Origin of the sequence: Xanthomonas massiliensis (genome assembly GCF_900018785.1) — a bacterium.
Lineage (GTDB): Bacteria > Pseudomonadota > Gammaproteobacteria > Xanthomonadales > Xanthomonadaceae > Xanthomonas_B > Xanthomonas_B massiliensis.
In genome coordinates this window covers 1,058,444-1,073,894 of sequence record NZ_FCOY01000006.1, presented here as the reverse complement: position 1 = coordinate 1,073,894, position 15,451 = coordinate 1,058,444, and the positions used below count along the sequence as shown (strand labels likewise).

The 15,451-nt window shown below is 64.8% G+C and carries 15 protein-coding genes and 4 tRNA genes; 12 read left to right on the top strand and 7 right to left on the bottom strand.

Annotated elements, in window-relative coordinates; all coding sequences use genetic code 11:
* The first annotated feature begins 14 nt into the window (after positions 1-14).
* Together BN3794_RS07835 and fdxA are read left to right on the top strand one after the other, a co-directional pair.
* Positions 15-89: transfer RNA gene (locus tag BN3794_RS07835), tRNA-Glu, on the top strand.
* Between the two features lie 159 nt (positions 90-248).
* Entirely contained in the window at positions 249-572 is a 324-nt protein-coding gene (gene fdxA / locus BN3794_RS07830) for a ferredoxin FdxA (RefSeq protein WP_066095721.1), read from the top strand.
* Positions 573-644: 72 nt separating this feature from the next.
* Here the strand turns inward: fdxA and BN3794_RS07825 are convergent, their stop codons facing one another.
* A complete protein-coding gene (locus BN3794_RS07825; protein WP_066095719.1) occupies positions 645-1,160 on the bottom strand; it encodes a hypothetical protein in 516 nt (171 codons plus the stop codon).
* Between the two features lie 15 nt (positions 1,161-1,175).
* On the bottom strand, positions 1,176-2,084 hold the full coding sequence (dapA, locus tag BN3794_RS07820) for a 4-hydroxy-tetrahydrodipicolinate synthase (RefSeq protein WP_066095716.1): 909 nt from the start codon (positions 2,082-2,084) through the stop codon (positions 1,176-1,178).
* A 140-nt stretch (positions 2,085-2,224) separates the two neighbouring features.
* Here dapA and BN3794_RS07815 point away from each other — a divergent pair, with 140 nt between their 5' ends.
* The 9 genes from BN3794_RS07815 (at position 2,225) to BN3794_RS16340 (ending at position 8,784) form a co-directional block, all read left to right on the top strand.
* On the top strand, positions 2,225-2,800 hold the full coding sequence (locus BN3794_RS07815; RefSeq protein WP_147675699.1) for a glycine cleavage system transcriptional repressor: 576 nt from the start codon (positions 2,225-2,227) through the stop codon (positions 2,798-2,800).
* Positions 2,801-2,860: 60 nt separating this feature from the next.
* Entirely contained in the window at positions 2,861-3,340 is a 480-nt protein-coding gene (locus tag BN3794_RS07810; protein ID WP_066095709.1) for a peroxiredoxin, read from the top strand.
* 82 nt (positions 3,341-3,422) lie between these two features.
* Positions 3,423-4,826, top strand: a complete 1,404-nt coding sequence (locus BN3794_RS07805; protein ID WP_066095706.1) for a PhoH family protein — start codon at positions 3,423-3,425, stop codon at positions 4,824-4,826.
* Positions 4,827-4,885: 59 nt separating this feature from the next.
* A complete protein-coding gene (locus BN3794_RS07800; RefSeq protein WP_066097155.1) occupies positions 4,886-5,311 on the top strand; it encodes a hypothetical protein in 426 nt (141 codons plus the stop codon).
* A 67-nt stretch (positions 5,312-5,378) separates the two neighbouring features.
* Complete coding sequence (locus BN3794_RS07795) at positions 5,379-6,065, top strand: YoaK family protein (RefSeq protein ID WP_066095703.1); 687 nt, start codon at positions 5,379-5,381, stop codon at positions 6,063-6,065.
* 104 nt (positions 6,066-6,169) lie between these two features.
* Positions 6,170-6,246, top strand: a tRNA-Arg gene (locus BN3794_RS07790).
* Positions 6,247-6,281: 35 nt separating this feature from the next.
* Positions 6,282-6,358 (top strand) — tRNA-Arg (locus tag BN3794_RS07785).
* A 348-nt stretch (positions 6,359-6,706) separates the two neighbouring features.
* Positions 6,707-6,961, top strand: a complete 255-nt coding sequence (locus BN3794_RS16685; RefSeq protein ID WP_187128061.1) for a hypothetical protein — start codon at positions 6,707-6,709, stop codon at positions 6,959-6,961.
* 1,313 nt (positions 6,962-8,274) lie between these two features.
* Positions 8,275-8,784: a MarR family transcriptional regulator gene (locus BN3794_RS16340; protein WP_147675697.1), complete on the top strand. Its 510-nt coding sequence runs from the start codon at positions 8,275-8,277 to the stop codon at positions 8,782-8,784.
* Positions 8,785-8,793: 9 nt separating this feature from the next.
* Here BN3794_RS16340 and mobQ read toward each other — a convergent pair whose 3' ends face one another.
* Positions 8,794-10,194 carry a MobQ family relaxase gene (gene mobQ / locus BN3794_RS16335; RefSeq protein ID WP_147675696.1) on the bottom strand — a complete coding sequence of 467 codons (1,401 nt, stop codon included), beginning with the start codon at positions 10,192-10,194 and terminating at the stop codon, positions 8,794-8,796.
* A gap of 239 nt (positions 10,195-10,433) precedes the next feature.
* Between mobQ and BN3794_RS16330 the strand changes: the two genes are divergently transcribed.
* Positions 10,434-10,661: a hypothetical protein gene (locus BN3794_RS16330; protein WP_147675695.1), complete on the top strand. Its 228-nt coding sequence runs from the start codon at positions 10,434-10,436 to the stop codon at positions 10,659-10,661.
* An 11-nt stretch (positions 10,662-10,672) separates the two neighbouring features.
* Here BN3794_RS16330 and BN3794_RS07775 read toward each other — a convergent pair whose 3' ends face one another.
* The 4 genes from BN3794_RS07775 to alaS all read right to left on the bottom strand — a co-directional run bounded on the left by BN3794_RS07775 (position 10,673) and on the right by alaS (position 15,435).
* The gene (locus tag BN3794_RS07775) at positions 10,673-12,199 is read right to left on the bottom strand and encodes a DUF6538 domain-containing protein (RefSeq protein WP_160330903.1); all 1,527 of its coding nucleotides are present in this window, start codon (positions 12,197-12,199) and stop codon (positions 10,673-10,675) included.
* A 79-nt stretch (positions 12,200-12,278) separates the two neighbouring features.
* A tRNA-Ser gene (locus BN3794_RS07770) sits at positions 12,279-12,371 on the bottom strand.
* 87 nt (positions 12,372-12,458) lie between these two features.
* Complete coding sequence (csrA, locus tag BN3794_RS07765; protein WP_066095697.1) at positions 12,459-12,659, bottom strand: carbon storage regulator CsrA; 201 nt, start codon at positions 12,657-12,659, stop codon at positions 12,459-12,461.
* 124 nt (positions 12,660-12,783) lie between these two features.
* The gene (gene alaS, locus BN3794_RS07760) at positions 12,784-15,435 is read right to left on the bottom strand and encodes an alanine--tRNA ligase (protein ID WP_066095694.1); all 2,652 of its coding nucleotides are present in this window, start codon (positions 15,433-15,435) and stop codon (positions 12,784-12,786) included.
* Between the last annotated feature and the right edge of the window lie 16 nt (positions 15,436-15,451).

Below are 15,451 nucleotides of genomic sequence, written 5' to 3'. Positions count from 1 at the left end.
CAGCGACTCAAAACGCTCCCTTCGTCTAGTGGTTAGGACGTGGCCCTCTCAAGGCTAAAACAGGGGTTCGAGTCCCCTAGGGAGCGCCAGCTGCCCGATGCGATGGAAGGAAAAGCCCCGCGAATGCGGGGTTTTTCGTTTGTGCCGCCCGCGGCACGGGCCCGCCCGTGCCGGCGCCGCGGCGGGCCGTATCGGCCTCTTCCTCCGGCGGGCTCTAGAATGCCGCCGGCCCACTGCCGGATTCCGTCATGCCCTTCGTCGTCACCGAAAACTGCATCAAGTGCAAATACACCGACTGCGTGGAAGTCTGCCCCGTGGACTGCTTCCACGAAGGCCCCAACTTCCTGGTCATCGACCCGGACGAATGCATCGACTGCACGCTGTGCGAGCCGGAGTGCCCGGCCAACGCGATCTATCCCGAGGACGACGTGCCCGCCGGCCAGGAGGGCTTCGTCGCGCTGAATGCCGAACTGGCCAAGGCCTGGCCGGTATTGACCACGCGCCGCGACCCGCTGCCGGGCGCCGCCGAATGGGACGGCAAGACCGACAAGCTGCCGTTGCTGGAACGTTGATCGCCGCAGCGGTCGGCCGATAAGAAAAGGGCGCCCGGAAGGCGCCCTTTTTTGCGGATCCCTGGAGCCGGCTCAGTTGCCGAGCGCGGCCTTCAGCGCCGCGATCAGCTTGATCGGCGCCTCGGCGGTGGCCGGCAACCCGCGCGGATCGACCGCGGACACGGAGCTGCCCGCCTCGACCTCGCTCACGCGCACCAGGAAATTGGCGCCCTCGTAGCTGACGTCGAACGACCCCAGCAGCTGCGCGCGGCTGGCGATGGTGACGCCGGGGATGTTGGCCAGCGCGTCGCCGACGCGGCCGAAGACCTCGTCGCGCGCGCCGGCGACGGTGAAGCCGTTGCCCGCCGGCGCACCGGCCTGCGCCGGCCGGCCCGGCTGCCGCGCCGAGGCCAGCGCCGGCACCTGCATGGCGCTGCTGGTGTCGGGCACGTTCAGGTCCGGCGGCACTTCCAGCGGGCGTTCCTGCGCCGGCAGCGCGTAGTCGCCGCGCGGCCCCTTGTGGAACCAGCTGCAGCCACCGGCACCGACGACGGCCACCGCCAGCAGGGCGGTGGGCAGCACGCGGAACGTGGAACGGGAAAGACGCATGGGGATCTCCTGGGTTCAGGCCGCCTGGAGCAGGCGGCTGGATTGTTCTTCCAACGCGGCGGCGTCGGCGGCGAGGCGTTCGGCCTGCGCATGATGGACCGATGCCAGCGTCTGCAGCGGCAGGCGCAGCGCCTGGCCGATGCCGCCGAGCGCCAGCAGCGCTTTGATCGGGATGGGATTGGATTCGATGCCGCAGAATACGTGGAAGGCGCGAAGCGCGCCGTCGAGCGACTGCGTCGCCGCGGCATCGCCGCCGCGCGCCGCGTCGCACAGGCGGCGGAACGTGGCCGGCAATACGTTCGAGCCGACCGAGATCAGGCCGTCGGCACCGGCGAGCATCGCCCGCGCGGCACTGCCGTCGTCGCCGCTGAACACGGCGAAGCCCTCCCCACACAGCTGCAGCAGCGCCTGCATGCGGGCCGGGTCGGTATTGGCTTCCTTGATCGCGACGATGTTGGGATGCTCGCTCAGGGCGGCGACCGTGTCCGGCGACATGTCGCAGCCGGTGCGCCCGGGCACGTTGTAGAGCACCACCGGCAGGCCGCCATGCTCGGCCACTTCCAGGTAATGGGCGCGCAGGCCCGCCTGGGTGGGACGCACGTACGGCGGCGTCACCACCAGCGCATAGTCCGCGCCCAGGTCGGCCGCGCGCCGGGTCTGGCGCACGGTGTTGGCGGTCCCCGATTCGCCGGTGCCGGCAAGCACCGGCACGTGCCGCTCGATCCGTTCGAGTGCCGCCACCAGCAGGGCGTCGTACTCGTCTTCCTCCAGCGTGGCGGCCTCGCCGGTCGAGCCGGCCACGACCACGCCCTGCACGCCGCCGGCCAGCTGGCGTTCCAGCAGCCATTTCCACCCCGCCCGGTCCAGCGAACCATCGGCGAGGAACGGGGTGGCGAGCGCGGTGACGATCCCGGAAAGGGCCATCTTGGGAAGTGACTCCATGAACGTGGAACGGCGCCGAACGGGACGGCGGACAGGGCTGCGATGTTACTTGCGGCGCGAAAGCACCGGCAAGTATGCTGGCCGCCAGCACCGGGCCCGTCCCGGCCGCCATTCAGAATGCAATGCCGGAAACCCCTTTGACCGATTCCACTCCCCGGCCCGCGCCGACCGAAAACCACCTCCTGATCAACGCCTACGCGACCCATCCGGAGTCTCCCCTGCTTCCCGTCACCCGCCGCATCGCCGACAGCGGCTGCAACCTCGTCGATGCGCGCCTGTCCACCGTCGGCCGCGACGTCTCGGTCACCGCGCTGGCCACCGGTTCGTGGGACGCCGTGGCCAAGCTCGAGTCCATGCTCGGCCGCCTGGAGCGCGAGGAGGAGATGAAGCTGGTGTGGTACCGCACCGGTCCCAAGCCGGAGCAGTCCAACCTGCTGCCCTACATCGTCGAGGTCATCGCCGCCGACAAGCCGGGCATCCTGTTCCAGCTGGCCGATTTCTTCGACCGCCAGGGCATCACCATCGAGAACCTGCAGAGCACGCGCTACCGCGCCATGCAGACCGGCGCGGAGATGTTCTCGGCCCAGGTCACCATCGGCGTGCCGGCCAACATGCACATCGCCACGCTGCGCGACGATTTCCTCGAATTCTGCGACCACCTCAACCTGGACGCGATCATGGACCCGATGAAGTTCTGATCGACCGGCCGGACCGCGGTCCGGCCTGCGACGTGCACCATCCGCCAAGGAGACGCGAGCATGAATCCCGGCGACACGCTTTCCAAGGACGTCCTGGCCCTGCCCCTGGCGCTGTCCGGGGGCGATGCGGCAACGCTCGGCGACTACGCCGGCCACTGGCTGGTGCTGTATTTCTATCCCAAGGACAGCACGCCCGGCTGCACCACCGAAGGCCTGCAGTTCAATGCACTGCTGCCGCAGTTCGAACGCGCCGGCGCGGCAGTGCTGGGCGTGTCGCGCGATTCGCTGCGCTCGCACGACAATTTCCGCGCCAAGCAGGGTTTCGGCTTTGCCCTGGCCAGCGATCCGGACGAAGCGCTGTGCCGCGCCTTCGACGTGATCCACGAGAAGAACATGTATGGCCGCAAGGTGCTCGGCATCGAGCGCAGCACCTTCCTGATCGACCCGGCCGGCACCGTGGTGCAGGCCTGGCGCAAGGTCAAGGTGGCCGGCCACGCCGAGGCCGTGCTCGACGCCCTGAAGGCCGCACGCGCCAAGTGAGTGCCCTCGCCTTCCCCTCCCGCCATCACCCTGCCGCGCAGGCCGTGATGGCGCGACCCTGTCCGACCACCAGGAAGCAACGATGACCCGAGGCAAGCGCATCTACGTGCTGGATACCAACGTGCTGATGCACGATCCCACCGCGCTGTTCAAGTTCGAGGAGCACGATGTCTACCTGCCCATGCAGGTGATCGAGGAGCTGGACAACGCCAAGAAGGGCACCTCCGAGGCGGCCCGCAACGCCCGCCAGGTCAGCCGCTTCATGAACGAGCTGATCGAGGAACAGGGGACCGACAAGATCGCCTCCGGCCTGCGCCTGGCACCGCCGGGCGGGCTGCAGCTGCGCGGCGGCGCCTCCAGCGGCCACCTGCGCTTCCAGACCTCGATGCCGGCCGAGGACCCGACCTCGTTCGGCGCGGTGGCGCCGGACAACCGCATCCTCGGCGCGATCCTCGCCCTGCGCCGCGCCGAGCCGGACACGCCGGTGGTGTTCGTCTCCAAGGACATCAACCTGCGGATCAAGGCGGCCATCGCCGGCATCCCCAGCGAGGACTACGAGAACGACCGCGCCCTGGACGACTTCAGCCTGCTCTATACCGGGGCCACCGAGCTGTCCGAGGACTTCTGGCAGAAGCACAACAAGGACCTGCGCAGCTGGAGCGACCGCGGCCGCACCAGCTACGAGGTCGTGCTGGCCGAGGACGAGGACTGGCATCCCAACCAGTACCTCTACCTGCCCGGCGCGGACGAGATCGAGTTGCGCGTGGTCTCGGTCGGTCCCGACCGGCGTGCGCTCCTGACCCTGGTGGAGGACTACCGCAGCGGCCAGCACGCGGTCTGGGGCATCGCCGCGCGCAACCGCGAGCAGAACTTCGCGCTCAACGCGCTGATGGACCCGGAGATCGACTTCGTCAGCCTGCTCGGCACCGCCGGCACCGGCAAGACCCTGCTGGCGCTGGCCGCGGGCCTGGCGCAGACCATGGACCAGCAGCGCTACCGCGAGATCATCATGACCCGCGCCACGGTCAGCGTCGGCGAGGACATCGGCTTCCTGCCCGGCACCGAGGAGGAGAAGATGACGCCGTGGATGGGCGCGCTGACCGACAACCTGGAGGTGCTCACCCACAACCAGGAAGGCGGTGCCTGGGGCCGGGCGGCGACCAACGACCTGCTCGCCGCGCGCATCAAGATCCGCTCGCTGAACTTCATGCGCGGGCGCACCTTCCTGTCGCGCTACCTGATCCTGGACGAGGCGCAGAACCTGACGCCGAAACAGATGAAGACGCTGATCACCCGCGCCGGCCCGGGCACCAAGATCGTCTGCCTGGGCAACGTCGAGCAGATCGACACGCCCTACCTCACCGAGACCACCTCGGGCCTGACCTACGCGGTGGACCGCTTCAAGCACTGGCCGCACAGCGCGCATGTCACGCTGCGCCGTGGCGAACGCTCGCGCCTGGCCGACTATGCCTCGGAGGTCCTGTGAAAACTCTCCCGGGCATCGTCTCCCTATTGCTGCCGCTGGCGCTGGCCGCGTGCGCCGGGATGTCCGGTCGCCCGGCCAGCGTGCCGACCAGCCTGAAGACCGGCCAGTCGTGGGTGGTCACGCGCCAGCCCGTGGCCGAGCGCGTGCTCGACACCTGCTCGCGCGCCAGCCCGGCGCGCCAGCCTGGCCGCGTAAGCGGCTACTGGGCACCCGGGCCGCAGCAGGTGGACGAACTGGAGGCCCGCCAGCAGGCCCTGGCCCCGACGATCGCCTCCCCGCAGGACTACGACCGCCAGTACGTGGGCGTGGTGGTCGATGGCCGGCGCCTCATCTACATCAATGCGTTCAAGTTGCCGGACCAGTCCGACATCGACCCGTCCCGCGAGGCCGTCGTGATCTGCGATGCCGGCCCGCGCGCCTGGGGGGCGCTGTACGATCCGCAGACCGGCGCCTTCTCGGAAATCGAGATCGACGGCACGCGCTGACCGCGATGGGCGCCCCGCCCTTCCCGGCGCGATAATCGCCCCGTTTTGGCCGCCGCACCGGAGAAGGATGGGAATCACGCTGCCGCGCTGGGTCTGGATCGGCGCCGTCTCGCTGTCGTGCGTGGCGGGCATGGTCAACGCCGTCGGCTTTCTCGGCTTCGAGCACCAGGCCGTCAGCCACATGAGCGGGAGCACGACCCAGCTCGGCATCGCCCTGGTCGAGGGCGACGTGCCGTCGGTGATCCACCTGTGGGGGCTGCTGATCGCCTTCAGCCTGGGCGCGACCATCAGCGGCGTCATCATCCAGGACAGCACCCTGCGCCTGGGCCGGCGCTACGGCGTCGCCCTCGCGCTGGAATCGCTGCTGCTGTTCCTGGCCGTACCGCTGTTCAAGCACCAGCAGGTCTGGGGTGCCCTCGCCGCCGCGATGGCCTGCGGCCTGCAGAACGCGCTGGCGACCACGTTCAGCGGTGCCGTGGTGCGCACCACGCACCTGACCGGCATGTTCACCGACCTGGGCATCGGCCTGGGCCACCTGCTGCGCGGCATGCCGCTGCCGGTACGGCGGCTGACGCTCAGCGGCCTGATCATTTCCGGTTTCCTGGGAGGCGGCATCGCCGGTGCCTGGCTGTACGCACGGCTGCACTACGATGCCCTGATCGTGCCCGCCGTCCTCACCGGCATGGTTGGCGTGCTCTACATGCTTTATCGCCAGTGGCGCCTGTTCCGCGACGCGGGGCTGGACCAGGACTGACCTCATGCCCGATGGACTTCGCCAACCACGCCGTACGCGAAAATCCTTGCAGGCAAGGATTGACGCAACGACGCGGGTTCAGCATAATTTCGCTTCTGACGAATGCGCCCGTAGCTCAGTTGGATAGAGTACCTGGCTACGAACCAGGCGGTCGGGAGTTCGAATCTCTCCGGGCGCACCACTCGTCAGTACCCGCGGTCCACCCACCGCAAAAGCGCGCCCGTAGCTCAGTTGGATAGAGTACCTGGCTACGAACCAGGCGGTCGGGAGTTCGAATCTCTCCGGGCGCACCATTCCAGGAAACGCCGGGCCTTCGGGTCCGGCGTTTTCTTTTGCGCCTCGCACTCGTGCCGACGTTCCTGCCGTTGCTGGCCGCCGCGTGGCCTGCAATGGCCCGCAACGCAGACCGGCTGGATGAAGGACACCGCACTGCCGGGCCTCCGCCCACGGGCGCCATGCCGTGGGCGGCGCGTCTCACCTCGTCCGCAGTCCCTCCTCGTCCCATGCTGGACCGGCGCGTCGAGACACGCCTGTCACCTTCCGTCGTGCCACTTTCGCCATGCAGGTGTCCCCGCAGCGCTTCGTCCAGATTCTGCGGCACCACCACAGGCGGGCTGTGCGCGGGACCCCACCTGGCCGTATTGCACGTCTACGACAACAGCGATCCCGCCGATGCCGAGGGACAGGCCAGTCCGCTGCTCGTGCTGGAAATGGATCGGCAAGGCATCCGCTACCCGCGCGGGCCCAAAGACCTGGAGCAGGTGCCCGGATGGGCCAAGCCGATCGTAATGGGAGCGTTGCAAGCGCAAGCGCCGCGCTGGCTCGACGTTCCTTCTCGATTGGTTCTATCCCGAGTGCTGGATTTCCGGCTTGCGGCTGTGAATGAGTGCCTGTGAAAGCAGATTCCCCTCCGCGCCAGAAAGAAAGGCATGCCCGACGACACCGGTCTTCGTATCGTCAGCCCAATTCCTGGTCGCTTGACCGAGACCTCATCGAGGTCGGCCCGAACGGTTCGGTGACATCCGTTACCTGCCCGATCCAGGGCCAAGCGAATGCGTCAGTCGCCGCGGGAGCGGCGCGTTGCCGCACGCGACTACGCGTCACTCCAACCATCCAGGACGGCGCCATGGATTCGAACCCAGAAGGCCGCGATCGCGCGCGAGAAGCGGCCACGAATCGCGCATGAGCTGCCAAGGCAGAGGATGTCCCTGGAGGCCTCACGATAACCGGGACATCCCAAGGCGAGGACAATCCACTACGGAGATATCCGGTGCAGAAGCGTCAGCGATTCACGGCTGAATTCGATCGGAAAGCGGTACTGCAGCACGAGAACGAACGACTGCGCGAAGGAGTCTGGATCCAGCAGCGTAGTTTCGCGTGGATGATGCGGCGGAATCGCCTGGATCCGGGGTCGCCGGGGTACCCCGGCTCTGCCATGCGCCGGCGTGTCGCCCAGCGGCCACTGCGCATGGCGAACTCGTCGCCCGGGCCGTCCGCGGGCAAAGACAAGACCGGGCTGGTGCAGGCAGATCGAGCCACCGCAACGACAGACCCGCAATCCATACGGCAACGTGCGTCTGCGCGACCAGGCGGCATAGGCCGGCAGGACGCCCCGGACGCGGGTCATCGGCAGTGGAGTCGGAAGGCCAACCACTCTGCCACGCGGATTTCCATGCGGGCGATTCACCACGCACGCATATCGATCGTCGCCCCGGATAAGCCTCACCCGGGCTGAAGTCGGCGCGCGGACGAGACGGACAAACAAAAAGCCCCCGGCGAACACCGGGGGCTTTTCTTGTCTGGCGGAGTGAGAGAAGGACACCGGCACACCCGCCAAGCCGCTGATTTGAAACGAATTTTACCGCATTTTTTGAAGCGGAGTGTGTCCCCGCAAGTGTCCCCACTATCCACAGCCCAAAGGCCGTAGGCGGCGGGGCACTGTCCCCGCCCTCTCCCCTCCTCCCCATCAAAACCGCTTTTGCTCGTCCCACTTTCTGCAACCCCAGTTGCAGAAAGTGGGAGTGGAGTTGCAATAAGTGGGACGAAATTCCCACTTACTGCAACTCACCCGCCCGGAAACCCTTGCGGCGCAAGGCTTTCCAAAAATCAGCTCTCTCTCTTATTCTTATTCTGTTTTTATTTACTCTTGACAGTGGGAAATATTCTCATATAACAAAAACAAGTCCCACCAAAAAAAAGAGTCTACTGTATGCAAAAACAAGTCCCGCAAGCATCAATATCAAAAATCAAATCCGAGATTCTCGACGCCGACAATCAGGATGCAGTTGGCGACATACACATCCACATCGCCAAAAAACGGGAAAAAATTGTTCCAATCAATGCGTTTGCGCTGTGCTTTACTGCGTCGCTGGCGGAAATTATGGACAAGCACAACCTATCCCGCCCTGCCATCCGCCTGCTGTTGGAAATTTTGAATACAAGCAAGGCGGGCAACCTCATTTCCATAAACCAAAACGGCTTGGCCGGGCGCCTAGGAGTATCGAAATCAAGCATAAGCCGGAGCATGCAAGAACTGCAAAAAACTGGGGTAATGCTAAACACGGATGTGGGTTTGTTTCTAAACCCGCAGGTAATCAGCAAGCAAGGCTTGGACACTATCGCAAAAAACTACCCCGCAGAAGTTTTGGCGGGAATCGAAGCCTTGCAAACGCTGGGTATTGAAGCCAACTGGCTGCCGCCCAAAGTCAAAAGCAACTGAATGGTGTGGTCACATCTCAAAGCCGCTATCGCGCTGACGCTCGCGCGCTCGCTGTGCTTCCTTCTGCTCAATCGAAGCATCGAAGTTTTTGCTTAATGCTTGATTTCGCGCGGCTATGTTGCCCCATATGTCTTTTTTGCGCGCAGCGGCTTCGAGCCGCTGCTTCTGCCATAAAGCGGGGTTGTCTTGCTTTAGCCGCTCGTCGTCCACGCCAGACCACCGCGACAAAACAACTTGCTCGCGCCGTTCTTCCTCCGCCCGCCATTTTTTTGCTTGGTCATCGAAGTGGGCGAAGTCTTTGCTCAACGCTCCGACCTCCGCCGCCGCCTCATTGCGGCGATGGGTTGAAGCCTTGAAATCCCCATGCAATTTAATCAATTCGCGCTCGTACTCGGCAGCGCGCTTTTCCGAGCGTTGCACGCGCGGCGGGGAATAAAATTTGCCTAAAACGGGATGGCTTTTTTTCCACGCCGCCGTAACGGCTTTATGCTCTGCCAACCGGCGCGATAGTTGGTTCATCTCGGCGGCTTGCATCTTCCTCAACGCCTCCGCCGCATCGGCCTGCGCCCGCGCGATTTCCAGAGCGTGACCCGCTTGCTCCGCCTGATGCCGGAAAGCATCCGCGCTTTCGCGCGCCTGTATAAAATCGTCCATACTGCTGCGCAAGTGCTTATTCCACTCCTGCTCACGCTTCTTCTTTTGCTCCAACTCCGCAATCGCGGGCTCAGCCACGGGTGCGGGCTGCTTCGTTCGTCCGACCTGCAAGCCTCGCTTTTCCATCGCCGCGGCGTGCGGCCCCTGGTGCTGACTTGCCTCACGGTCAAACACGCGCTGCTCAAGAAGCGTGCGGTGGTCAATGCGCGCTTCCACCCCCGCACGCTCCAAGGCAAGGTTTGCGTGCTGCGCCCACTGCTCGCGCCACGTCTGCAGCAATGTCCTATCGTTCCATTCGCGATTTTTCTTGCCAAAGCCATCGGCGCTGACCTCGCGCAGCGTGGTCATAATGTGGATGTGCGGGTTTGCGCTGTCCACGTCGTGAAATGCAACCATTGCCACCATCCCGCGATTTGTAAACTGGTCCTGAACATAGCCAAGCGCAAGGTCGCGGCGATGCTTTGGCGACAACTCGCGCGGCAGTGCAATGTCGAAATCGCGTGCCAACTGCGCGTCCTTTCGCTTTTCCAGTATTTCGATTTTATTCCACAACTGCGCGGGGTCGTGGACAAAAGCGGGTGCATTGTCCGGCGCCAAAGTCACCACCTCGTCCAGGCCGGCTTTGTGGCTGTAATCGTGCAACACGCCCGTGCGCTCGTCGCGGAATTTATCACCGCATCGATAGGCCGCGCTCGCTACGCTGCTCTTGCCTGCGGAGCGTCCGATGATTGCAGCGTGATAATGATAAATTGCCATAGGTCAGCCGTTTGCTCTGCTTTTGATTTTGTCCCGAAGGGACCGCACACATTGGCCGAAGGCCAATGTATAAGTGCGCCCTTGCTTTAATCCGACCGGTCGCTAATCGCTCCCGGTCGGGCAAGGGATGCCCTCTGCTGCGCAACGGGCCTAATCTAAAAATAGCAGAGAATCTTACTTGCGCAATATCAAAATCGCCGTATAACTAAATAACCACCACGAACTGGAAAAAATAAAATATGGGCACGCGAAAAACCCCGGAACAACTCATCGCTGACTACTCCGCAAAAATCGCACGCGCGAAGGAACAGGCACGCAAAGCCCGCACCCGCCGACTTATACAAGCGGGCGCGTATTTCGAAAATTTCTTAACGGAATGGGAGCAATTGCCGGAAGCGGACAAGCGTCAACTTGCGAACGGCGTCGCTAACGCCGTCCGCAATCGCCTGAATAAGCCGCCGGCTTGACCAGCCAGCGCTTATTTCAAAATGCGCTTGAATGCTTCGATATCCACCACGCCCTTGTTCGACCAGTTCAGCGGCGGATGGCAATGCGCGGCCAAGGCCGCGATGATTTCGGCTTCCTTGCTGTACCGCTCGACGCTCACGCTTTGCAGCGTGTTCGGCTCGTCGTCCTTGTGCCCTGCATAACGCTGCCGCCAGCCAAGCGCCACGCCGGCTTCGTCAAGCGTGCTTATTACGGTGCTACGCAGGCTGTGCACCCCCACCAGCCCATCGCCCCGCGCCTTCACCCCGCTTATTACGGTGCTACGCAGGCTGTGCACCCCCACCAGCCCATCGCCCCGCGCCTTCACCCCTACCCGCCCCAGCAACCGGCTAAACGCCCGCTGGGGCGCGTTGGCCGGCCCGTTCTGCGCGGCGAAATTAAGGCCCGGAAAAAGTTTTTTGTGGCCGGCCTGCCGCAAGGCGGCCACCTTGTCCAAAAAGCCGAGGGCGATAAGGTCGGGATGGATGGGGATTTTTCGCAAACTTTCCGCCGTTTTTACCGACTTGTCTTCGCCCAACACCGTGATTTCCAGCGCCCAGTGCTCGCCCTTCTGGGCAATGTCCTCCAACTCCAAGCGCGCGATTTCGTTGCTGCGCGCGCCGGTATAAAGCAGCAGGATGGGAAGCCATCGGCTTTCATCCTCGCGGATGCTGGTATAGGTCGCGGGGTCAAAAATGGCGTGCAGTTGTTCGGTCTTGAACATCTGCCAGCCCCGTGCCACCTGCAACACCTTTTCGCGCTTGGAAAACTTGATGTGCCCGGAAGTGGGGTCTTGCCCCTTGGGGTAGTGCCCGTTATTTGCAGCCCACGCAAAAAACCCGCGCAAAACGCTGACTTTGTTGTTTACGTAGGTTTTCGCGTGACCCTTGTTCAACTGGGTTTGCGTGTAGTTCCCCAAGTCGTTCGGCGTGAGGGTGTGGACTGGGGTTTTGTCCTTTCCGACCCAGCCGCTGAACTCGGCCAGCACCATCTTGGCTTTGCCGTGCTCCTTTGGCGTCAACTGTGATTGCTTCCAGGCCAAGTAGCCGGTGATGGCCGCACCCAAGGGCTTGGGCGTGATGCCTGCCGGCACGCCGGTCATCTGCGCCACGGATGGCATTGCCGGCGCGGGCGCGGACTGTGCCAGTGGCGCGGCGTGTTTCAGGGCTTGCAGAACGCGCTCGTGTTCGGCCTGAGAACCATCGGTGGAAATTTCCAACCCGCCGATGCGCAGGGTGTACTCGCGCCCCGTGCCGCGCTCTGCCAGCGCTTGGGCAGCGCTGGCATAGAGTTCTTCAAAGGTTTTGTTGGACACCTGTGCCCCGCGTGCCACCTGCTCGAAAAGTCGAGTGTACGCATTGGACAGCACCAGCGCCCACGCAAGCGCCTCGCGCTTGCTGTGCGTGGGAAGGGTGCGTTTGAAGGATGCGCGGCCAACAGCGGCCCGCAGGGACGCCGGTACGACGATGCGAAAGGCCAGCGCGTGGCGATGGCGAACCAAGTAGCACGGAAGACGCACGGGAGTGTCCCCAAATGTGTCCCCCAAGCCAAGGCCCTGAAAGCAAAAAACCCCTGAAAAATCAGGGGTTTAGAGCATTTGGCGGAGTGAGAGGGATTCGAACCCTCGATAGAGCTTTTGACCCTATACTCCCTTAGCAGGGGAGCCCCTTCGGCCTCTCGGGCATCACTCCGGGTTTCGTTGCCGGAGCATCTCTCCAGCAGGCCGCGCAGAATACCTGTTCAGGCCGAACGAGGCAATCCTTGCGAGCAGGCGTGGGTCACGCCTCCGTATCGTCGGTACCCGCGCCCGGCTCGTCGCCGCGCTGGATACGCTGGTAGATCTCTTCGCGATGCACGGCAACATCCTTCGGCGCGGTGATGCCGATGCGCACCTGGTTGCCCTTGACGCCGAGCACGGTGACAGTGACCGTGTCTCCGATCATCAAGGTTTCGCCTACACGGCGAGTCAGGATCAGCATGTGTTCCAGTCTCCACAAAACAGGTGGGACCACGACATGCGAAAGAGCAAGGGCATGCGTGGGGAAAGGCGTCGATATTAAGGTCCAGGCCCCTGCGCAGCAAGGGCCTTGAGGCCTCTTCGGATCAAGTCAGGCGTGTGCGCACCCAGTCGGCGACGCCCTGGACGGCAGGGGCAAGGGCGGGCCCGTCCTCGCCACCACCCTGAGCGAGGTCCGGGCGACCGCCGCCCTTGCCTCCAATCTGACTGGCGACATGGGACAACAGTTCCCCGGCCTTGATCCGGCCCGTTGCGGCGCCGTTCACGCCGGCCACCAGCGCGACCTTGCCCGCGTGGGGCGCGGCCAGCACGATCACCGCGTCGCCGAGCTGCTGCTTGAGACGGTCCACCGCTTCGCGCAGGCCCTTGGCATCGAAATCGGGCAGCACGCTGGCCAGCACCTTGACGCCCGCCACGTCCACCGCCGTAGCGGCCAGCTCGGAGGTGGCACTGGACGCCGCCTTGGCCTTGAGCGACTCCAGTTCGCGTTCCAGTTTCTTCTGCCGCTCCAGCAGGTGCTGCACCTTGTCGATGACCTCGCCGGCGTTGCCGCCCAGCAGCATCGCCGCATCGTGCAGGCGGCGCTCCTCGTCATCGACGTGGTCCAGCGCGCCCTGCCCGGTCATTGCCTCGATGCGGCGCACTCCGGCCGATACGCCGCTCTCGGCGACGATCTTGAACAGGCCGATATCGCCGGTGCGGTGCACGTGGGTGCCGCCGCACAGTTCCGTCGAGTAGTCGCCCATCTTCAGCACGCGCACGTGCTCGCCGTACTTCTCCCCGAACAGGGCCATGGCACCGAAATCCAGGGCTTCCTGCATGCCCATGTGCAGCACGTCCACCGGCAGGTTGGCACGCACTTCCTCGTTGACGCGGCGTTCCACGTGGGCGAGCTGGTCGGCGGTCATCGGCTGCAGGTGCGAGAAATCGAAGCGCAGGCGATCGGGCGCGACCAGCGAGCCCTTCTGGTGCACGTGGGTACCCAGGATCTCGCGCAGCGCGGCGTGCAGCAGGTGGGTGGCGGAGTGGTTGAGCACGGTGGCCTGGCGCCGGGCCGCGTCGATGTGGCCGGACACCACATCGCCAAGTTTCAGGCTGCCGCTGTCCAGGCGCCCGACATGGCCGTAGAACTGCCCGGCGAACTTGCGCGTGTCGGTCACGCCGAAGCGCACGCCCTGCCCGTCCAGCTCGCCGGTATCGCCCACCTGGCCACCGGATTCGGCGTAGAACGGCGTGCGGTCGGTGAACACGATGGCATCGTCGCCGACGCCGATCGACGGGACCGGGTGGCCGTCCTTGAGGATGGCCACCACCTTGAGATCGCCCGCGGCGGTCTCGTCGTAGCCCAGGAACACCGTCGGCTGCAGCTGCGCCACCAGTTCGGCCGGCAACGTGGTGCCGGTCCCGAACTTGCCGGCCGCGCGCGCGGTTTCGCGCTGGTGTTCCATCGCCGTCTCGAAGCCGTCCATGTCCACGCGCATGCCGCGCTCGCGGGCGATGTCGGCGGTCAGGTCGACCGGGAAGCCGTAGGTGTCGTACAGCCGGAACGCCTCGGTTCCGGGGATGACGCTGCCGTCGGCGCGGGCGGCGATCTCGTCGAAGATCTTCATGCCCGCATCCAGGGTCTCGGCGAAACGCTCCTCCTCGGCCTTTAGCGTGGCCTCGACCGTCGCCTGGGCAGCCGGCAGCTCCGGATAGGCCTGGCCCATCAGTGCGGACAGCGTGCCCACCATCTTGTAGAAGAACGGCTGGCGCACGCCCAGCATCCAGCCATGGCGCAGGGCGCGGCGGATGATCCGGCGCAGCACGTAGCCGCGGCCTTCGTTGGACGGCAGCACGCCATCGACGATCAGGAACGAACAGGCGCGGATGTGGTCGGCGATCACGCGCAGCGACTTGTTCTCCAAGTCGGCGGTGCCGGTCAGCGCCGCCGCCTCGCGGATCAGGGCCTGGAACAGGTCGATCTCGTAGTTGCTGTGCACGTGCTGGAGCACGGCCGCGATGCGCTCCAGGCCCATGCCGGTATCTACGCAGGGGGCCGGCAGCGGTACCAGCGTGCCGTCGGGCTGGCGGTCGAACTGCATGAACACCAGGTTCCAGATCTCGATGAAACGATCGCCGTCCTCGTCCGGCGAGCCCGGCGGGCCACCGGCGACGTCCGGGCCATGGTCGTAGAAGATCTCCGAGCACGGGCCACACGGACCGGTATCGGCCATCTGCCAGAAATTGTCCGAGGCGTAGGGCGCGCCCTTGTTGTCGCCGATGCGGATGATGCGCTCTTCCGGCAGGCCGACCATGTCGCGCCACAGCGCGTGGGCCTCCTCGTCGTTGTGGTAGACGGTGACCAGCAGGCGTTCGGGCGGCAACTTCCAGACCTGGGTCAGCAACTCCCACGCCCAGGCGATGGCTTCCTTCTTGAAATAGTCGCCGAAGGACCAGTTGCCCAGCATCTCGAAGAAGGTGTGGTGGCGGGCGGTGTAGCCGACCGCGTCCAGGTCGTTGTGCTTGCCGCCGGCGCGCAGGCAGCGCTGGACGTCGGCGCAGCGCACGTAGCTGCGCTTCTCGGCCCCGAGGAAGACGTCCTTGAACTGCACCATGCCGGAATTGGTGAACAGCAGGGTCGGGTCGTTGCCGGGCACCAGCGGCGCCGACGGCACGATGGTATGGCCCTTGTTCCGGAAGAAATCGAGGAAATCGCTGCGGATCTGGGCGGTGGTGATCTTGGTGGGTGCGTTCATGTGACTGGCATCGGGC